This window comes from Nocardia sp. NPDC050406 (genome assembly GCF_044459025.1).
In the GTDB taxonomy this organism is placed as follows: Bacteria; Actinomycetota; Actinomycetes; order Mycobacteriales; family Mycobacteriaceae; genus Nocardia.
Map to the genome: position 1 here is coordinate 864,760 of NZ_JBITIM010000002.1, position 17,031 is coordinate 881,790.

The 17,031-nt window shown below is 67.6% G+C and carries 16 protein-coding genes; 7 read left to right on the forward strand and 9 right to left on the reverse strand.

What is annotated here, in order from left to right:
• Window positions 1-3: 3 nt before the first annotated feature.
• Window positions 4-423, forward strand: a complete 420-nt coding sequence (locus tag ACIBH2_RS17340; protein ID WP_397118481.1) for a VOC family protein — start codon at window positions 4-6, stop codon at window positions 421-423.
• 47 nt (window positions 424-470) lie between these two features.
• Here ACIBH2_RS17340 and ACIBH2_RS17345 read toward each other — a convergent pair whose 3' ends face one another.
• Window positions 471-1,409: an alpha/beta fold hydrolase gene (locus ACIBH2_RS17345; protein WP_397118484.1), complete on the reverse strand. Its 939-nt coding sequence runs from the start codon at window positions 1,407-1,409 to the stop codon at window positions 471-473.
• Window positions 1,410-1,485: 76 nt separating this feature from the next.
• Window positions 1,486-2,355, reverse strand: coding sequence for an alpha/beta fold hydrolase (locus ACIBH2_RS17350; RefSeq protein WP_397118486.1), 870 nt, complete (start codon window positions 2,353-2,355; stop codon window positions 1,486-1,488).
• Between the two features lie 87 nt (window positions 2,356-2,442).
• Here ACIBH2_RS17350 and ACIBH2_RS17355 point away from each other — a divergent pair, with 87 nt between their 5' ends.
• The 5 genes from ACIBH2_RS17355 to ACIBH2_RS17375 all read left to right on the forward strand — a co-directional run bounded on the left by ACIBH2_RS17355 (window position 2,443) and on the right by ACIBH2_RS17375 (window position 7,161).
• Entirely contained in the window at window positions 2,443-3,003 is a 561-nt protein-coding gene (locus ACIBH2_RS17355; RefSeq protein ID WP_397118488.1) for a CGNR zinc finger domain-containing protein, read from the forward strand.
• A 111-nt stretch (window positions 3,004-3,114) separates the two neighbouring features.
• A complete protein-coding gene (locus ACIBH2_RS17360) occupies window positions 3,115-4,218 on the forward strand; it encodes an esterase-like activity of phytase family protein (RefSeq protein ID WP_397118490.1) in 1,104 nt (367 codons plus the stop codon).
• Window positions 4,219-4,254: 36 nt separating this feature from the next.
• Entirely contained in the window at window positions 4,255-4,767 is a 513-nt protein-coding gene (locus ACIBH2_RS17365; RefSeq protein ID WP_397118492.1) for a DUF4442 domain-containing protein, read from the forward strand.
• A 63-nt stretch (window positions 4,768-4,830) separates the two neighbouring features.
• Window positions 4,831-6,432, forward strand: a complete 1,602-nt coding sequence (locus tag ACIBH2_RS17370) for a molybdopterin-dependent oxidoreductase (protein ID WP_397118494.1) — start codon at window positions 4,831-4,833, stop codon at window positions 6,430-6,432.
• A 108-nt stretch (window positions 6,433-6,540) separates the two neighbouring features.
• Window positions 6,541-7,161 (forward strand): Uma2 family endonuclease, encoded by a 621-nt coding sequence (locus ACIBH2_RS17375; protein WP_397118497.1) that lies wholly within the window; start codon window positions 6,541-6,543, stop codon window positions 7,159-7,161.
• Window positions 7,162-7,215: 54 nt separating this feature from the next.
• Here ACIBH2_RS17375 and ACIBH2_RS17380 read toward each other — a convergent pair whose 3' ends face one another.
• The 3 genes from ACIBH2_RS17380 to ACIBH2_RS17390 all read right to left on the reverse strand — a co-directional run bounded on the left by ACIBH2_RS17380 (window position 7,216) and on the right by ACIBH2_RS17390 (window position 10,498).
• Window positions 7,216-8,703 carry a DHA2 family efflux MFS transporter permease subunit gene (locus ACIBH2_RS17380; RefSeq protein ID WP_397118499.1) on the reverse strand — a complete coding sequence of 496 codons (1,488 nt, stop codon included), beginning with the start codon at window positions 8,701-8,703 and terminating at the stop codon, window positions 7,216-7,218.
• 41 nt (window positions 8,704-8,744) lie between these two features.
• Window positions 8,745-9,452 carry a PadR family transcriptional regulator gene (locus tag ACIBH2_RS17385; protein ID WP_397118501.1) on the reverse strand — a complete coding sequence of 236 codons (708 nt, stop codon included), beginning with the start codon at window positions 9,450-9,452 and terminating at the stop codon, window positions 8,745-8,747.
• An 83-nt stretch (window positions 9,453-9,535) separates the two neighbouring features.
• Entirely contained in the window at window positions 9,536-10,498 is a 963-nt protein-coding gene (locus ACIBH2_RS17390; RefSeq protein WP_397118503.1) for a helix-turn-helix transcriptional regulator, read from the reverse strand.
• A gap of 114 nt (window positions 10,499-10,612) precedes the next feature.
• Between ACIBH2_RS17390 and ACIBH2_RS17395 the strand changes: the two genes are divergently transcribed.
• Complete coding sequence (locus ACIBH2_RS17395) at window positions 10,613-11,737, forward strand: epoxide hydrolase family protein (RefSeq protein ID WP_397118505.1); 1,125 nt, start codon at window positions 10,613-10,615, stop codon at window positions 11,735-11,737.
• Window positions 11,738-11,777: 40 nt separating this feature from the next.
• Here ACIBH2_RS17395 and ACIBH2_RS17400 read toward each other — a convergent pair whose 3' ends face one another.
• The 4 genes from ACIBH2_RS17400 to ACIBH2_RS17415 form a co-directional block, all read right to left on the reverse strand.
• Entirely contained in the window at window positions 11,778-12,206 is a 429-nt protein-coding gene (locus ACIBH2_RS17400) for a type II toxin-antitoxin system VapC family toxin (RefSeq protein ID WP_397118507.1), read from the reverse strand.
• On the reverse strand, window positions 12,203-12,418 hold the full coding sequence (locus ACIBH2_RS17405) for a type II toxin-antitoxin system VapB family antitoxin (RefSeq protein WP_397118509.1): 216 nt from the start codon (window positions 12,416-12,418) through the stop codon (window positions 12,203-12,205). The genes ACIBH2_RS17400 and ACIBH2_RS17405 overlap by 4 nt, the downstream gene beginning before the upstream one ends.
• A gap of 61 nt (window positions 12,419-12,479) precedes the next feature.
• Window positions 12,480-13,193: an AAA family ATPase gene (locus ACIBH2_RS17410; protein WP_397118511.1), complete on the reverse strand. Its 714-nt coding sequence runs from the start codon at window positions 13,191-13,193 to the stop codon at window positions 12,480-12,482.
• A gap of 1 nt (window position 13,194) precedes the next feature.
• On the reverse strand, window positions 13,195-16,959 hold the full coding sequence (locus ACIBH2_RS17415) for a multifunctional oxoglutarate decarboxylase/oxoglutarate dehydrogenase thiamine pyrophosphate-binding subunit/dihydrolipoyllysine-residue succinyltransferase subunit (RefSeq protein ID WP_397118513.1): 3,765 nt from the start codon (window positions 16,957-16,959) through the stop codon (window positions 13,195-13,197).
• Between the last annotated feature and the right edge of the window lie 72 nt (window positions 16,960-17,031).

Here is a 17,031-nt window from a genome sequence, read left to right on the forward strand (position 1 = left end):
ACCGTGAATCTCAATCCGTATCTGTTGTTCAACGGCAAAGCCGAAGAGGCGTTCACCTTCTACCAGAGCGTGTTCGGCGGCGATCTGACACTCATCCGCTTCGGCGAGATGGGTGGCGGAGCCGATATGCCCGAGCAATCCAAGAACCTCATCGCGCACGCCGCCCTCCCGCTGCGTGGCACCGCCCATCTGCTGATGGCCTCCGACTGTCCGCCGGGCGAGACGGTCGATACCGCCAAACCGCCCTACGCGGTCTCCGTCGACCTCGACACCAGGGAGGAGGCCGAACGCGTCTTCACCGCCCTGTCGGCGGACGGCACCGTCACCATGCCGCTCGGCAAGACCGAGTGGGCCGAGGTGTTCGGCATGGTCACCGACAAGTTCGCGGTGCCGTGGATGGTGGGCCTCGCCGAGGTCGGCTAGGCCCGAACGGGTGCACCGTGACACCGTCGCGGTGTCACGGTGCTCGGTCAGCGCAGGAATTCGGCCAGGGCCGGAATGGTTTCCGTCGGGCAGTCCTCGTGCACGGTGTGCCCGCATCCGGGCAGGACGGTGGCGGTGGCGTTCGGCAGGCGCGCGGCCAGTCGATCGGCCTGGCTGGCGGGCAGCCAGGCATCCGCGCCGCCCCACAGCACGAGGGTCGGCGCGTTCACGCGGTCGAGTCCGGCGTCGGTGAGGCGGTAGTCCAGATTCCGCCACAAGGCGAGGAAGCCGTCGCGGTTGCCCGGGCGGGAGAAGGCCGCGTAGCCCTCGTCGATCATCTCGTCGGTGACGAGTTCCCGGTGCTGGAAGGTGCCGCGGATGCTCTCGGCGAAGAAGTTCCGATCGGTCAGCTCGGTGGCCAGCTCACCTGCCAGCGGTGTCGTGAAAAGCGGTGTGACGGGGGCCTTTTCGGCATCCAGCCCCGGCGAGTCCAGTAGCGCGAGACGGGTGACCCGGTCCGGATACCGCTGGGCGAAGTGCAGGCTCCACGCGCCGCCCCACGAGTGGCCGACCAGCGCCGTCCGGTCGAGGCCCACCGCGTCGAGGAAGACGGCGAGGGCATCGGCCATGGCGGGCAGGTCGTAGGCGAAGTCGCCGCGCCGCAGCTCGGTGTAGCCCTGACTGGGCAGGTCGACCGCGTACACCGTGTGCTCGCGGGCCAGTTCGGGGATGACGTCGCGCCAGCTGTAGCCCCACATGGCGCCGCCCGCGATCAGCACCACGGGTGAGCCCGCGCCGGTGACCGTGTAGTGGAATCGCGCGAGATCGGTGTCGGCGTAACGGGATTCGATACGGGACAGGTACTGCGAGGTGTGGTCGAACCGCGGTGGTTCCCAGGCATGGGCCGGGATCGCGCAGGCGATGAGGGTCGTCAGTGTCGCGGCGACGGCGATGGTCAGCCGTCGCGCCCAGATTCCGCGGTGCATGGTGAACTCCGTTCCCGAATGGTCTTCGGCCCTTGGACGAGCCGATGCCGCGGAACGTGACGAGCGGTGAGCTGATTCACAGCGCCTGCCGGTCGAGGAAATCGGCGATGAGTGGGGCGATGTCGCGCAAGTGCGTCTCCAGCGCGAAGTGGCCGGTGTCGAAGAGATGCAGTTCGGCCTGGGGCAGGTCGGCCAGGTAGGCGTGTGCGCCGGGGGCGGGGAAGAAGGGGTCGTTCGCGCCCCAGACGATGAGGGTCGGGGGAGTGTACTTCCGCAGCCAGGCCTGCCATTCGGGGTAGCGGGCGACATTGGAGTGGTAGTCGAAGGCGAGGGCCACCTGGGCTTCCTTGCGGCCGGGCAGGTCCAGGTAGTGCTGATCCAGGGTCCAGCTCTCGGGGGCGATCACGGTGGGGTCGGCGACGCCGTGCTCGTACTGGCCGCGGGTGCCCTCCAGGGTGAGCAGTCCGCGCACGGTGTCCTCGGCGCCGTCGTGATCGGGGCGCAGGGCGATGAAATCGCGTGCGCCGTCGGACAATCCGGCCTCGTAGGCATTGCCGTTCTGGACGATCAGGCCGGTGACCCATTCGGGGTGGCGGGTGGCGAGGCGGAAGCCGACCGGTGCGCCGAAGTCGAAGACGTACATGGCGAAGTTGGTCAGGCCGAGTCGTTGGACGAAGCCCTCGGTGATATCGGCCAAGCGGTCGAAGCTGTACTCGAAATCGGCTGGGGCGACGGTATTTCCGAAGCCGGGGTAGTCGGGGGCGATGAGGCGGTAGCGGTCGCCGAGGAGGTCGAGCAGGCGGCGGAACTGGTGCGAGGCGGAGGGAAAGCCGTGCAGCAGCAACAGCACCGGAGCGTCGGCGCGGGTGGGGACGGACTCGCGGTAGAACACCTCGACGCCGTCGACATCGATGCGGCGGTGCTGGATCAGGGGCAGGTCGATCATGGCTTCACATGCTTTCTCGCGGTGATGTTGCATTAGTTCTAGCCGTCGCGGTTCTAATGTGTCAAGTCGGTGAGTTACCATTAGTTCGTGAGCGATGCGGAGCCGCTGGTCGGCGAACCCCTGGCCCTGGACCTGGTCAATACCCGGCCGATCGACGCCGATCTGCTGGAGACCCCGGAGCAGCTGGCACAGTGGCTGCGCCTCGAGGCCGACCGGCTGCCCGAACCGCCGCCCGCCCATCCGGCCCGCGCCGATCTCGCGGCGGTGCGCGAGGTGCGCGAGCACCTGGCCGCCGTCCTCGACGCCCTGCTGCACGACCGCCAGCCCCCGGCCTCGGCCCTGCGCGGATTGAACGCGGCGCAGTCGGCGGCCCCCGCGATTCGCCAATTGCGCTGGCACGAGGGAACTTTGACCGCCACCCAGCACCGCGCCGGAGCATCGGGCGTGCGTCTGGCGGCCACCCTCGCCGAGGCCGCCGTGGAACTGCTCGCCGATCCCGCCATCGCCCGCCTCAAACGCTGTGCCGCCCACGACTGCGTCATGCTCTTCCTCCCCGCCCACCCGCGCCGCCAGTGGTGCTCCCCGGACCGCTGCGGCAATCGCGCCCGCGTCGCCCGCTACTACCAGCGCCACAAGGGCACGGACTGAGGTGCTCGTTCACCGGGACCGAGGGTGCACCGCCACCCCGTCCGCCTGATACCACGGGTCCGGACCGGCACCGCCGCCGGAGACCAAGGGCAGGAAGGACATCCCCCGGCCATGACATTCACACGTATCGCCGCCGTCGCCACGGCGGTGGTGGGCCTCGCCGCCCCCGCCGTACTCGGCGCGGAAACCCCACGCGCCCAGGCGAAACCGGAGGGGCTCACCATCCGGCACCTGGACACTCGGCTGCTGTCCGACGATCTGGAGTTCGGCGGACAGCGGGTGGGCGGGCTCTCGGGCATCGACTACACCCAGGGCGGCACATCGTTCCTGGCCATCAGCGACAACCGCGGTGAATCCGGCCCGGTGCGGGCGTACACGCTGAACCTGCCCATCGGCGCGGACGGAAAACTCGGTGAGCCCGAATTCGACAGGCTCATAACACTTTTGGATGCCAACGGCGCTCCTTACGCACCGCGTTCGGTCGATCCCGAATCGGTGCGCTGGACCCCGAACCACCAAGGGTTCCTCTACACCAGCGAAGGCGAGGCGAAGGCCGGGCGGGCCGGATTCATTCGTGAGGCCACGCTGGACGGCGCTTACGTCCGCGACCTGCCGGTGCCCGACGCGTTCACGCCGCGGCTGGAGGGCGGCCAGCTGGTCTCCGGCATTCGCGACAACCTCGGTTTCGAGGCCATGGATCTGGCGCGTGGCGCGTCGACCGTGGTGGCGGTCAGCGAGAATGCCCTGGTGCAGGACGGTCCGGCGGCGTCACCGGAGGCCGAGAGCCCGTCGCGACTGGTGCAGCTGCACCACGCCACCGGCGCGGTGGTCGGCGAATACGTGTACCCGGTGGACAAGGTGGAGCCCGGTGGTCTGCCGGTGGCGACCGGTATCGCCGAAATCCTCGCCGTCGACCCCGGCCGCTATCTCACCCTCGAACGCAGTATGGTCCCCGGTACCGGATTCACCGCCCGCATCTACGAAACCTCCACCGACGGAGCGGATCCCATTTCCGGCGCCGTCTCCGCCGCGACCAAGCCGATGTCCAAGCGGCTGCTGTTCGACTTCCGCGCCAACGGCATCGATCCGCAGTGCGTGGAGGGTATGACCTGGGGTCCGAAGCTGTCCGGCGGCGCGCGATCGCTGGTTCTGGTGTCGGACAACAACTTCGGCCAAGCCGGGCGGACAGCGTTCCACCTGCTCTCCGTGGATTGAGCTGCAGATGATCGACTCCACCCCTAGACTGCCGTAATGCGTTCAGGGGGTAAGGGGTTGGAGAACCGCCAGCTGTCGGCGCGGGTACTCACACCGCGTCGGCTCGCGCTCTTGATGAGCGCCGCGCCGCCGCTGCTGTTCCTCGGGGTACACGTGTACCCCTTCGCCGACGACTGGACCTCGGTGCGGGTTCGGCTGCGGGTGCGGCGGTGGAATGCCAATCACCATGGGGCCGCGCCCGGCTGGTCGCTCTACGCGATGACCGACCCGTTCTTCGGGATGATGGCCTACGGCCAGCTCGGCGCGGACTACCGCGTGTGGACCAGCAGCGCGGAGATCGAGTTCATCGCGGCCGGGCGCGGCACCGTGTACTCGACCATGACGATGCCCAGGGCGGTGGTCGACGAGATTCGGGAACGCACCGCCGACGGCGCCAAATCGATCACCGAGCACGTGGCCGACATCGTCGACGGCGACGGCACGCTCGTGGCCCGCGCCACGCAGCGGCTCTACGTGCGGCGGGCGCGGGCGAACGCCGCCCCGGCCTGACGTCACCGTAATGTCACGACTTGCGCGGGTACACCGGCTGAACTGCGCACTAGGGTCGATACCGTGGCCGACAAAGGACTGCGGGTAGCGAGCGGAATCGCCGCCGCCGGGGTGACCCTCGGCGTCGCCGAGATCCTCGCGGCCTGGATCGGCGCGCAGAGCGCACCCCTGCAAGCGGTCGGCGCGGCGGTGGTGGACCACACCCCGGACGGGTTGCGGGAGTGGGTGATCGACACCTTCGGCACCAACGACAAACTGCTGCTGTACATCCTCATGGGAGCGGTCGCGGTCCTGGTGGCGGGGCTCGCGGGACTGATCGAGCGAGTACAGCGGCCCGCCGGGTCGATTCTGCTCGGGGTGTTCGGCCTGTTGGCGACCGTCGCGGCACTGGGTCGGCCGGGTGCCGCGTGGACCTGGGCCTTGCCCGCGGCGATCGGCGCGAGCACCGGAATCATGGTGCTGCGCAACCTCACCCGGCGAATCGATGAGCTGCCGACCGAGCCGAAAGCCGCGGACGGCACGCACCCTGAACAGAACGTCCAGGACAGCGGGCTCGCTGAGCCGAAGGTCGGGGGCGGTCCCGAGGTCGCGGACGTCCACCTCGAGCGTCGAAAGGTGGTGCGCGGTATCGCGACCGCCGGTGCTGTCGCCATTGGCGCGGGGCTGGTCGGTCGCTGGCTGGGGCAGCGGGCGCGGGACGTGTCGGGGGAGCGCGCCGAGATCCAGCTCCCGCCGCCGAGCGGACCGGTGACTCCACTGGAGCCGGGCGTGGATCTCCCAGTGCCGGGCCTGAGCTCGTACGTCACCTCCAACGCCGACTTCTACCGCATCGACACCGCCCTGGTGCTCCCGCAGGTCAGCAAGGAGGAGTGGTCACTGCGCATCCACGGCATGGTGGACCGAGAAATCCGGCTGACCTACGCGGATCTGGCCGCGCGCCCCGCCATCGAACGCCTGATCACTCTGGCCTGCGTCTCCAACCCCATCGGCGGTGACCTCATCGGCAATGCCCGCTGGCTCGGCTACCGTCTCGACGAACTGCTCGCCGAGGCCGGACCGCACCCCGACGCCGATATGGTGCTGTCGCACAGCAAGGACGGCTGGACCGCGGGCAGCCCGCTGTCGGTGCTCGCCGACGGCCGCGACGCCATGCTCGCGGTCGGGATGAACGGCGAACCACTGCCCGTCGCGCACGGCTATCCGGCCCGCCTCGTAGTGCCCGGCCTCTACGGCTACGTATCCGCCACCAAATGGGTCACCGAACTCGAGGTCACGAGATTCGATCGCGCCCAGGCCTATTGGACCAAACGCGGCTGGTCGGCACAGGGCCCGATCAAGACCGGCACCCGCATCGACACCCCGCGTCGGACCCGCCTCGACGCCGGTCGCATCGCCATCGCGGGCGTGGCCTGGGCCCAGCACCGCGGCATCCGCGGCGTCGAGGTGCGCATCGACAACGGCGAATGGCAGCCCGCGCGACTGGCCGCCGAACCCACCGTGGATGCCTGGCGGCAATGGGTTTTCGAGTGGGACGCCACGCCCGGCGCACACACCATCACCGCCCGCGCCACCGACGGCACCGGCGAAACCCAGACCGCCGAACGCCGGGATGTGGTGCCCGACGGGGCGACCGGATATCCATCGATCTCGGTCCGCGTCGGATGATCCTTTGAGATCCGGACATACGGCACGCCGTACCGAACTACCGGTTCTTCCGGGCCACTTCGCGCCTAGTATCTGATCCGGCCGTCGACGCCCACCCAAGGAGCGCGTATGACCGGAGTACTCGAATGGGCGCGGGCGGAGAACCTGCAGCCCGAACCGATCACCCTCGATGTGTGGAAGCAGTTGCCGCGCGAGTTCCGCAGACTCGTCGAGGTGGTGAACGGCGATGCGGTGCGCGCGGACAATCCCACCTGCACGCATCGCAATGCCGCGCGCCGCCTGTCGTCGATGTTGGAGACGGCGGCCGAGAAACATATGAACCGCTACAACGACGGCTGGCTGTTCGTGGCCACGGATCTCGATGTGCTGCTGTGGGATCGGCCGCGCGTCACGCTGCGCCGCCCCGATGTGACGGTGTTCTGCGGGGAGCCCAACGACTACGGCCCCATGCCCGCATCCCGCGTGAAGATCGTGGTGGAGGTGGTGTCCCCGGCGTCGGAGCGCGTCGACACCGCCGACAAGACCGCCGAATACGCGCTCGCGGGCATCCCCTGGTACTGGCTGGTGCGCATGGACGGGGAACGGGTGGCGTCCATCGATATTCACGTTCTGGTGCTGCGCCAGTATCGGCTGCACAAGCGGCTCAAGGCCGATATCGAATCGACGTTGGTGGAGATGCCGTTCGAGATTCGCATCGACTGGCACCGGCTCACCGGACTGCTGCTGTGACGCGGCCCTGAAAACGCCCGCCCGGGAACGATTCCCGGGCGGGCGTCGGCACGCTCAGCCAGCGATATCCGCCTTGGCGCGTTCGGGTTTCGCCGCATCCGCCGCGGGCCGCCCGACGAACAGCGCCGAGGCCACCACGCCGATCAGCAGAATCGCCCCGGGCAGGTACATGGACTGGCTCAGGGCCGTACTCAACTTGTCCATGACCTGTGCCTTCACCTCCGGCGGGATATCGCCCATGCCCGCGCCGCCCTCGCCGATCGGTCCGGTGGTCGGCAGATGCTGCGCCGCGATCCGCGAGGAGAGCAGGGCGGCGACGGCCGCCGAACCCAGCACCGAACCGACCTGTCGGGTGGTGTTGTAGATACCCGCACCCGCACCGGCCTGCTGCACCGGCAGATTGTGCGTCGCGGTGGTGGCCAGCGGAGCCCAGATGCAGGCATTGGCGATACCGGCGATACCGCCGATCACCAGGAACAGCGGAATCGACGCATCCGGCGTCATCAGGGCGGCGAAGGCGAAGATGGTGCCCGCGAACACCGCGAAACCGATGGTCGGCAGCATGCGCGGCGGCAGCTTGTCGGAGAGCTTGCCGATCACCGGCGCGAAGACGCCGGTCAGAATCGCCATGGGAGCCAAGACGAGTGCCGACCGCGTCGGCGACATCTCCCGCACCTGCTGCAAATAGAAGTAGAACGGAACGAAATTCGCGGTGATGGCCGCGCCCATGGCCGCGATACCCAGATTCGAGAGCGCGAAATTGCGATCCTTGAACAGGCTCAACGGCACCAGCGGCTCACCGGTGTTGCGCGCCTGGTTCACCACGAACAGGCCGAGCACGATCAGGCCCACCGCGATCATGCCCCAGATCAGGCCGTCCCAGTCGCGGGTATTGCCCTCCTGGATACCGAAGACCACCAGGAACATGCCGGTCGCACTCAGCACCACGCCCACGAAATCGAATTTGTGCTCGTGGGTCTCCAGCGACGGCACCAGCCAGACCGCCAGCGCGAATGCCACGATGCCGACCGGCACATTGATGTAGAAGATCCACTCCCAGCCGTGCGTATCGATGAGGAAACCGCCCAGAATGGGGCCGACCAGTGTGGCCAGACCGGCCACGCCACCCCATAGGCCCATGGCCGCGCCGCGCTTGTCCGGCGGGAAGGTGCGGGTGATGACCGCCATGGTCTGCGGGGTCATGAGCGCCGCGCCGAGACCCTGCACGGCGCGCGCCGCGATGAGCATCTCGATGCTGGTGGACATGGCGCACCACAGCGACGACAGCGTGAAGACGGCCAGGCCCAACAGGTAGATGTTCTTGGGGCCGAAGCGATCTCCGAGGCGGCCGGTCACCAGCAGCGGTACCGCGTAGGCCAGCAGGTAGGCGCTGGTCACCCAGATGACCTTGTTGATATCGGCGTGTAGGTCGGTCATGATCGCCGGATTGGCCACCGCGACGATGGTCATATCCAGCAGGATCATGAAGAACCCGACGACCAGCGCGTAGAGCGCCAGCCACGGATTGCGTTGAGTGGGCATGTCATTCCTTGTCTGGGGAGTGGGTGCGGTGCGGCCGGGCCTCAGCGGTGAGGCGGGGCGGCACCGCCTTTGCGCACTGCGGCGAAGACGTCCTCGGTGACGGCGGCGGCCCAGTCGTGGCCGGGTCGGTCGTCCGGGCAGGGCAGGCGGTCGCCGGTCTCGGGATCGAACTCCTCCCACGGCAATTCGCCGCTCTCCAATTCCTCGACGAAGCCGCGCAGCCAGGTGACCTCGGCATCGCGTTGGGTGTGGATGTAGTCCAGGACCATCCAGTAGCGACGCGGCACACCCTTGTGCCGCGTCCACGCGCGCAGGGCATCGAGTTCGGCGATATCCAGATCGAGCGCGGTTATGCGCTGGCGCAGTGCGTCGATCACCTGCTGGCGGGGGAGATTGTGGGATTCGGACAGGGCGACCGGGAAGATCGGGTACTCGCGCTCGGGCTGGACCAGGATGCTGGCGACCCGGGCGCGCAGGGCGGCGCGGCCACTGTCGGCTATGCGGTAGCTGGTGCGCTCCGGGCGGTTTCCGGCGCGGCCGGTGCCCTCGGCGTGCACCAGTTCCTGCTCGGCCAGCCGGTCGACGGTGTGGTACAGCGAGCCCGGACGAATCTTGATCAGGTAGTCCTCGCGCCGCAGGGTGAGCAGTTGGTACATCTCGTACGGGTGCATGGGCCGCTCCTCGAGTAGAGCCAGCACCGCGATTGCCATCGGCGTCAGTGCCGTGCTCGTGCCCTTCTTCGTGACCACGTCTTGCTACCCCAGATCTTCCGCACCAAATATTCCACGTGGAATATACGATGCGGAAGTGGGGAGCGACAAGGTGGGGTGACTCAGGTCTCCGGATCGGCCGCGCGGCGGTACCGCTGGCTCAGGGTGCGCAACGCGTCGGCCAACTCCGGGGAATCGACCACCTCGAAATCGGCGTCGAGCATGCCCAGATACAGAGCGAGCTGGAAGGGATGGTCCGAACCGGGTTCGAACGCGCACCGGTTCTCGCCGAGCGGCTCGACCTCCACCGGAATCGGAATGCGTTCTCGCACATGGCTTGCCGGAGCGTGCACGATGACGCGGGCGGTGAATTTCCAGGTGGCCTCGCCGACGCCGCGCTCCACCCGGGCGCTGATCTCGTGGTCCGGCGGCAGTGGGCGCGGGGTGAAACGTGGGCCGGTCGGCGTTCGCGGGGTGATGCGGTCGACGCGGAAGGTGCGCCAGTCGGCGCGGTCGGTGTCCCAGGCCAGCAGATACCAGCGCTGACGGTGGTTGACCAGGCGGTAGGGCTCCACCTCGCGCCGGGTCTCGGAGCCGGAGTGCGAGCGGTAGTCCAGGCGCAGTCGTTCGTGGTCGCGGCAGGCGGCGGCGAGCAGCGTGAGCGTCTCCGGGTCCACGCGGGCCTCGCGCGACGGGACGGGCAGCGTGTGGGATCCGAAGGCGCTCACCCGATGTCGCAATCGCGCGGGCAGAATGCGCTGCACCTTGGTGAGCGCGCGCAGCGAGGTCTCCTCGATACCCGCGAGGGAACCCGCCGCGGCCGTGCGCAATCCGATGGCCACCGCGACCGCCTCGTCGTCGTCGAGCAGCAGCGGCGGGAGGGCGCCGTCGTCGCCGAGTCGGTAGCCGCCGGAGACGCCGGGGCGGGCGTCGACCGGGTAGCCCAGGGCGCGCAGGCGCTCGATGTCGTTGCGGATGGTGCGGGTGGTGACGTGCAGGCGGTCGGCCAGTTCGGCGCTGGTCCAATCGCGTCTGGCCTGGAACAGGGAGAGCAGGCGCAGCAGTCGCGCCGAGGTTTCCAACATTCTTCGATCAGACCTCCGATTGCGGAACGCAGCTTTCCGCGATTGTTCCTATCGTTTCATTGCGAGCACAAGAGGTCAGTGGTGCGATAGCAGCGAATGGAAGGAAATACCCTCATGCACAACGACATCCGTCCCTTCACCCTCGATATCCCGCAGATCGAGATCGACTACCTGCACGATCGGCTGGCCCGGGCACGGTGGGCCGCCGAGGTGCCCGGCACCGGCTGGGAGCGCGGGGTCCCGCTCGACCATCTGCGCGAACTCGCCCACTACTGGCGCACCGGATACGACTGGCGCGCCTACGAATCCACGCTCAATGCCTTCGGCCAGTACGTCACCGATATCGACGGCCAGCGCATCCACTTCCTGCACGTGCGCTCCGACCACCCCGATGCCAAGCCGCTGCTGATCACCCACGGCTTCCCGAGTTCGGTCGCCGAATTCCTGCACCTCATCGAACCGCTGGTGAATCCCGCCGAAGGGCAGGCCTTCCACGTGGTGGCCCCGTCGCTGCCCGGCTACACCCTCTCCACCCCGCTCAGCGACACCGGATGGGCGATGGCCCGCACCGCCCGCGCCTGGGTCGAACTCATGAGCCGCCTCGGCTACCAGCGCTACGCGGTCCACGGCGGCGACGTCGGCGCGGGCATTTCCGGTTTGGTCGCGAGCCTGGACGGCGATCACGTCATCGGCGTCCACGTGGTCACCGACCCCCTGACCGCCGCCAACACCGCCACCTTCCTCCCCGGCATGGCCGACCGCCTGAACCCCGACGACCCGATCGACAAACTCATCCTCACCCGCATGGAGACCTTCCAGCGCGACGGCTCCGGCTACCTCGCCATCCAGAACACCCGCCCCCAGACCATCGGCTACGGCCTCGTGGATTCCCCACTGCTGCAACTGGCCTGGATCGCGGAGAAGGTCAAGGAGTGGACCGACCTCCCCGTGGACCGCGACCAATTGCTCACCACCGCCAGCCTCTACTGGTTCACCGGCTCCGGCTCCACCGCCGCCCACACCCTCTACGACCAGGCCCACTCCTCCGACTGGGGCGCACCCCCCACCGTGCCTCAAGGCTTCGCGGTCTTCGGCGCGGACGAAACCGTCCGCCGAGTAGTCCCCGCCCCCGCCAACGCCCACTGGACCGAATTCCCCCGCGGCCTGCACTTCCCAGCCATGGAAGCCCCCGCCGAACTCGCGGGCGACCTCCGAAAGTTCTTCGGCCCCTTGACCTGAACCGCCCCGGCGGCCCACAGCGTGAAGCTGGGGCCGCTTCTCACGACGGTTCGATTCGCAGTTGGCTCAGCTCGGGAACCGCACGGTGCAGCGTGAGAAAATCGGTATCGTTGTGCACCACCGTCGCCCCGTGACGCAGCGCGGTCGCGGCGATCTGGATATCGGTGGTCTGCGCGCCGCGCCCCGCACCGATCGCCCACAATGCGGTCCGGATTCGGGTCACCTCGTTCTCGACCTCGTCATCTATGGGGAGCCAACGGAATACCGATCCGTAGAGCTCGGTCAGGAATTCCAGGCCGCGCTTGTCTCGTGCGCTGAACCGGGCTTCATCCATGGTGACCATCGAGGCGCACAGCACGCCGATCACCGCGAGTTCGTCGACCTTGTGCCGGACTTCCCGCCGCGTCCAATAGTGCGACATGACCGACTGGTCGAGCAGGTAGTGGGGGCGGTCGCTGGCGAGCGTCACCGCTCGGTTGCCGCGTCCGATTCGGCGAGCTCCGTCTCGGATAGGAAGGGATTGTGGTCCATGCGCTTCAGGCGTGTCAGCGCCTCGCGCTGGCGATAGCCTTGGACCAGCTCGGTCATGGCCAGATTGATGACAGCCTTCTTGGTCGTGAGGCCGGTGAGGCGCATCGCCTCGGCCAGGACCTCGTCGGGAATCTCGACGGTCGTAGCCATCTGCCCCTCCATATTATGGATATCAGATATTCATAATACGTGCGATTCGCACTATCGCCGCTCAGAGGTGGCGGAGGTAGCGGTCGGGGGCGTCGAGGAAGGTGCGCCAGTTACGGACCATGTCGAGGTCTTGCCAGGGGCGGGGTTCGATGCCGGTGTCGGTCAGTTCGAGGATGTCGGCGTTGGGGCAGGCGGCCAGGAGGGGGGAGTGGGTGGCCATGATGACCTGGGAGCCTTCGGCCGCGAGGTCTACGAGGACGCCCAGGAGGGCCAGGCAGGATTGGAAAGACAGGGCCGCTTCGGGTTCGTCGAGGATCCAGAGGCCTTGGCCCACAGGGCGTTCGGCAATGTAGTGCAGGAACGACTGGCCGTGGGAGAGGGCGGTCCAGCGTTGGTCGGTGTCGCGGACGCGCATATCGTCGGCCATCTCGAACAGGTTGACCATCGATTCGGCACGCAGGAAGCCGCCGTTGGTGGGTCTGGGATAGGCGCCGTCGCAACGGATATGGGTGCCGAGGTCGCTGTCGCCGGAGGTGCCGCCGGGCGACCACAGGTGGTCCGCGCCGCGCATGCCCGCCTGCCAGCTGTCGGCGATCGCCTCGACCAGGGTGGATTTGCCGACGCCGTTCTCGCCGACGAGAACCGTCACCGGCCATTCGAACGACAGTCCGCGCGAACAGAATTCGGCGATCGCGGGGACCTCCAGATACCACGACGCCGGATCGAATCGCTCGGTGGGAGCGAATTCGACCCGGCGCAGTAGTAGGGGCTTCACACTAGGCGGTCGGTGCGAAGGCCTCGTCGATGATCTCCTGCTGCTCCACCGCGTGCACCTTCGACGAACCCGAGGACGGGGCCGACATGGCGCGGCGCGAGATGCGGCGCAGCTTGCCGAAGCGGGCCGGGAGGATCTCCGGGAGGTTCAGGCCGAAGAACGGCCACGCGCCCTGGTTGGCGGGCTCCTCCTGGACCCAGACGAGATCGGTGGCGTCGGCGTAGCCCTCCAGCGCCTCGTTCAGGCGGAACTTCGGAATCGGGTACAGCTGCTCGACGCGCACGATGGCGACGTCGTCGCGGTTGTTCTTGTTCTTCTGCGCGACCAGCTCGTAGTAGAGCTTGCCGGAGGTCAGCAGCACGCGCTTGACCTTCGACCGGTCACCGTCGCCGCTCTCGTAGGTGGGCTCCTCGAGCACGGTGCGGAACTTGTTGTCGGTGAAGTCCTCGATATCGGAGACCACGGCCTTGTTGCGCAGCATGGACTTCGGCGTGAAGACCACCAGCGGGCGGCGGATGCCGTCCAGGGCGTGGCGGCGCAGCAGGTGGAAGTAGTTCGACGGCGTCGACGGCACGGCCACCGTCATCGAACCCTCGGCGCACAGCTGCAGGAACCGCTCGATACGGCCCGAGGTGTGGTCGGGACCCTGACCCTCGTGACCGTGCGGCAGCAGCAGCACGACCTCGGAGAGCTGACCCCACTTGGCCTCACCGGAGGAGATGAACTCGTCGATGATGGTCTGCGCGCCGTTGACGAAGTCACCGAACTGCGCCTCCCACAGCACCAGCGCTTCCGGATTGCCCAGCGAGTAGCCGTATTCGAAACCGACGGCGGCGTACTCGGAGAGCGCGGAGTCGTGCACCGCGAACCAACCGGCCTTCTCGGAGCCGATATTGTGCAGCGGCGTGTACTCGCTGCCGTTCTTGCGGTCGATGATCACCGAGTGCCGCTGGGTGAAGGTGCCGCGCCGCGAGTCCTGACCGGTCAGGCGCACCGCGTGCCCCTGGTCGATCAGCGTGCCGAAGGCCAGCAGCTCGGCGAACGCCCAGTCCACCTTGCCCTCGTAGGCCATCTCCTTGCGGCGGTCCAGCACCGGCTTGACGCGCGGATGCACACTGAAGCCCTCGGGCACGTTCACGAACGCGTCGCCGATGCGCTGCAGCACCGACTTGTCCACGGCCGTCACCAGATTCGCGGGCAGCTGCTGCTCGTCCTCGACCGATTCCGACGGCTCGGGCCGGTACTTCTCCAGCTCGCGCACCTCGTTGAAGACCCGCTCCAGCTGACCCTGGTAGTCGCGCAGCGCGTCTTCGGCTTCCTTCAGCGAGATATCGCCACGACCGATCAGGCTCTCGGTGTAGATCTTGCGCACCGAGCGCTTGGTGTCGATGACGTCGTACATGTACGGCTGGGTCATCGACGGGTCGTCGCCCTCGTTGTGGCCGCGGCGGCGGTAGCAGATGAGGTCGATGACCACATCCTTGTTGAACCGCTGGCGGTAGTCGACGGCCAGCTTGGCCACCCACACACAGGCTTCCGGATCGTCACCGTTCACGTGGAACACCGGCGCGCCGATGAACTTGGCGATATCGGTGGAGTATTCGGTGGAGCGCGAGTACTCCGGCGCGGTGGTGAAGCCGATCTGGTTGTTCACCACGATGTGCACGGTGCCGCCGGTGCGGTAGCCGCGCAGACCCGACAGGTTCAGCGTCTCGGCGACGACACCCTGACCGGCGAAGGCCGCGTCACCGTGCAGCATGAGCGGCACGACGGAGAAGTTGCGGTCCTCTTCACCCTTGTTGGTGAGGTCTTCCTTGGTGAGCAGATCCTGCTTGGCGCGGACCAGGCCCTCCAGGACGGGATCGACGGCTTCCAGGTGCGAGGGGTTGGCGGTCAGCGACACCGTGATGTCGTTGTCGCCGAACATCTGGATGTAGGTGCCCTGCGCGCCCAGGTGGTACTTCACGTCACCGGAGCCGTGCGTGGCCGCCGGGTTCATATTGCCCTCGAACTCGGTGAAGATCTTCGAGTAGGGCTTGCCGACGATATTGGCGAGCACGTTCAGGCGACCGCGGTGCGGCATACCGATGACGACCTCGTCGAGGGCGTGCTCGGCGCACTGGTCGATGACGGAGTCCATCATCGGGATGACCGACTCGGCGCCCTCGAGCGAGAAGCGCTTCTGACCAACGTATTTGGTCTGTAGGAAGGTCTCGAACGCCTCGGCCGCGTTCAACCGCGACAGGATGTACTTCTGCTCGGCGACGGTCGGCTTCTCGTGCTTCTGCTCGACCCGCTCCTGAATCCACTGCAGCTGCTCGGGATCGAGGATGTGGGTGTACTCCACGCCGACGTGGCGGCAGTAGGCGTCGCGCAGGATGGAGAGCACATCGCGCAGCTTCATGCGCTCCTGGCCGTGGAAGCCCGCGACATTGAATTCGCGGTCCAGGTCCCACAGCGTGAGGCCGTGCTGGGTGACATCCAGGTCCGGATGCGAGCGGAACTTGTCCTTCACCAGTCGCAGCGGGTCGGTGTCGGCCATCAGGTGACCGCGGTTGCGGTAGGCGGAGATCATCTCCTGCACGCGGGTCGACTTGTCGATACCGCGTTCCTTGATGTCCTTGCGCCAGCGCACCGGCTCGTAGGGGACACCCATGCCGTGGAAGATCTCGTCGTAGAGCTCGTCGGAGATCAGCAGGTTGTGGATGGTGCGCAGGAAGTCACCGGACTCCGCGCCCTGGATGATGCGGTGGTCGTAGGTGGAGGTCAGCGTCATGAGCTTGCCGATGCCGATCTCCGCGAGCTGAGCGTCGCTCATGCCCTGGAACTCGGCCGGGTACTCCATGGCGCCCGCGCCGATGATCGCGCCCTGGCCGGGCATCAGCCGCGGCACCGAGTGGTTGGTGCCGATGGTGCCCGGATTGGTCAGCGAGATGGTGACGCCGGAGAAGTCCTCGATACCGAGCTTGCCGTCGCGGGCGCGGCGAACGATGTCCTCGTAGGCGTTGTGGAACTGCGCGAAGGTCATGTTCTCGCAGTTCTTGATGGCCGCCACGACCAGCGAACGGCTGCCGTCCTTGCCGGGCAGGTCGATGGCCAGACCCAGGTTGGTGTGCGCCGGGGTGACCGCGTTGGGCTTTCCGTCGATCTCGGCGTAGTGCCGGTTCATGTTCGGGAAGGCCTTGACCGCCTGCACGATGGCGTAGCCGAGCAGGTGGGTGAAGGAGATCTTGCCGCCGCGCGTGCGGGCGAGGTGATTGTTGATGACCAGACGGTTGTCGATCATCAGCTTCGCCGGGATGGCGCGCACGGAGGTGGCGGTGGGGATGGTCAGCGACGCCGACATGTTCTTCACCACGGCCGCCGCGGGCCCGCGTAGGACCTTGGTCTCATCGCTCGCGTCGACCTTCGGTCCGCCCGCGGTGGGGGCGGCGTTGGAGGCCGGGGCCGGAGTGGTCTGCGGCGCGCGCACCTGAGCCGGGGCCGGGGCCGGAGCGGGTGTCGGCGCGGGCTTCGCGGCGGGAGCGGGAGTCGGCTTGGCGGGGGCCGGAGCGGCAGCGGCGGGAGCCGGGGCCGGGGCGGCGGCCTGGCTGTTGGATTGGCTGTTGTCGCCGGTCTTCTCCGGCGTGTAGTCGGCGAGGAACTCGTGCCAGCTCTCATCGACCGACGACGGGTCCTGTTTGTACTTCTGGTACATCTCGTCGACAAGCCACTGGTTCTGTCCGAACTGGTCTGTTGAGCTGCTCACAGCAGGTGTTCGCCTCATTTCGTTCTTCGCGCTGCGACGTTTGTGACGTGCCCGGCACGGGTAATCGGCTCGATGCGCGCCGATGCGCCC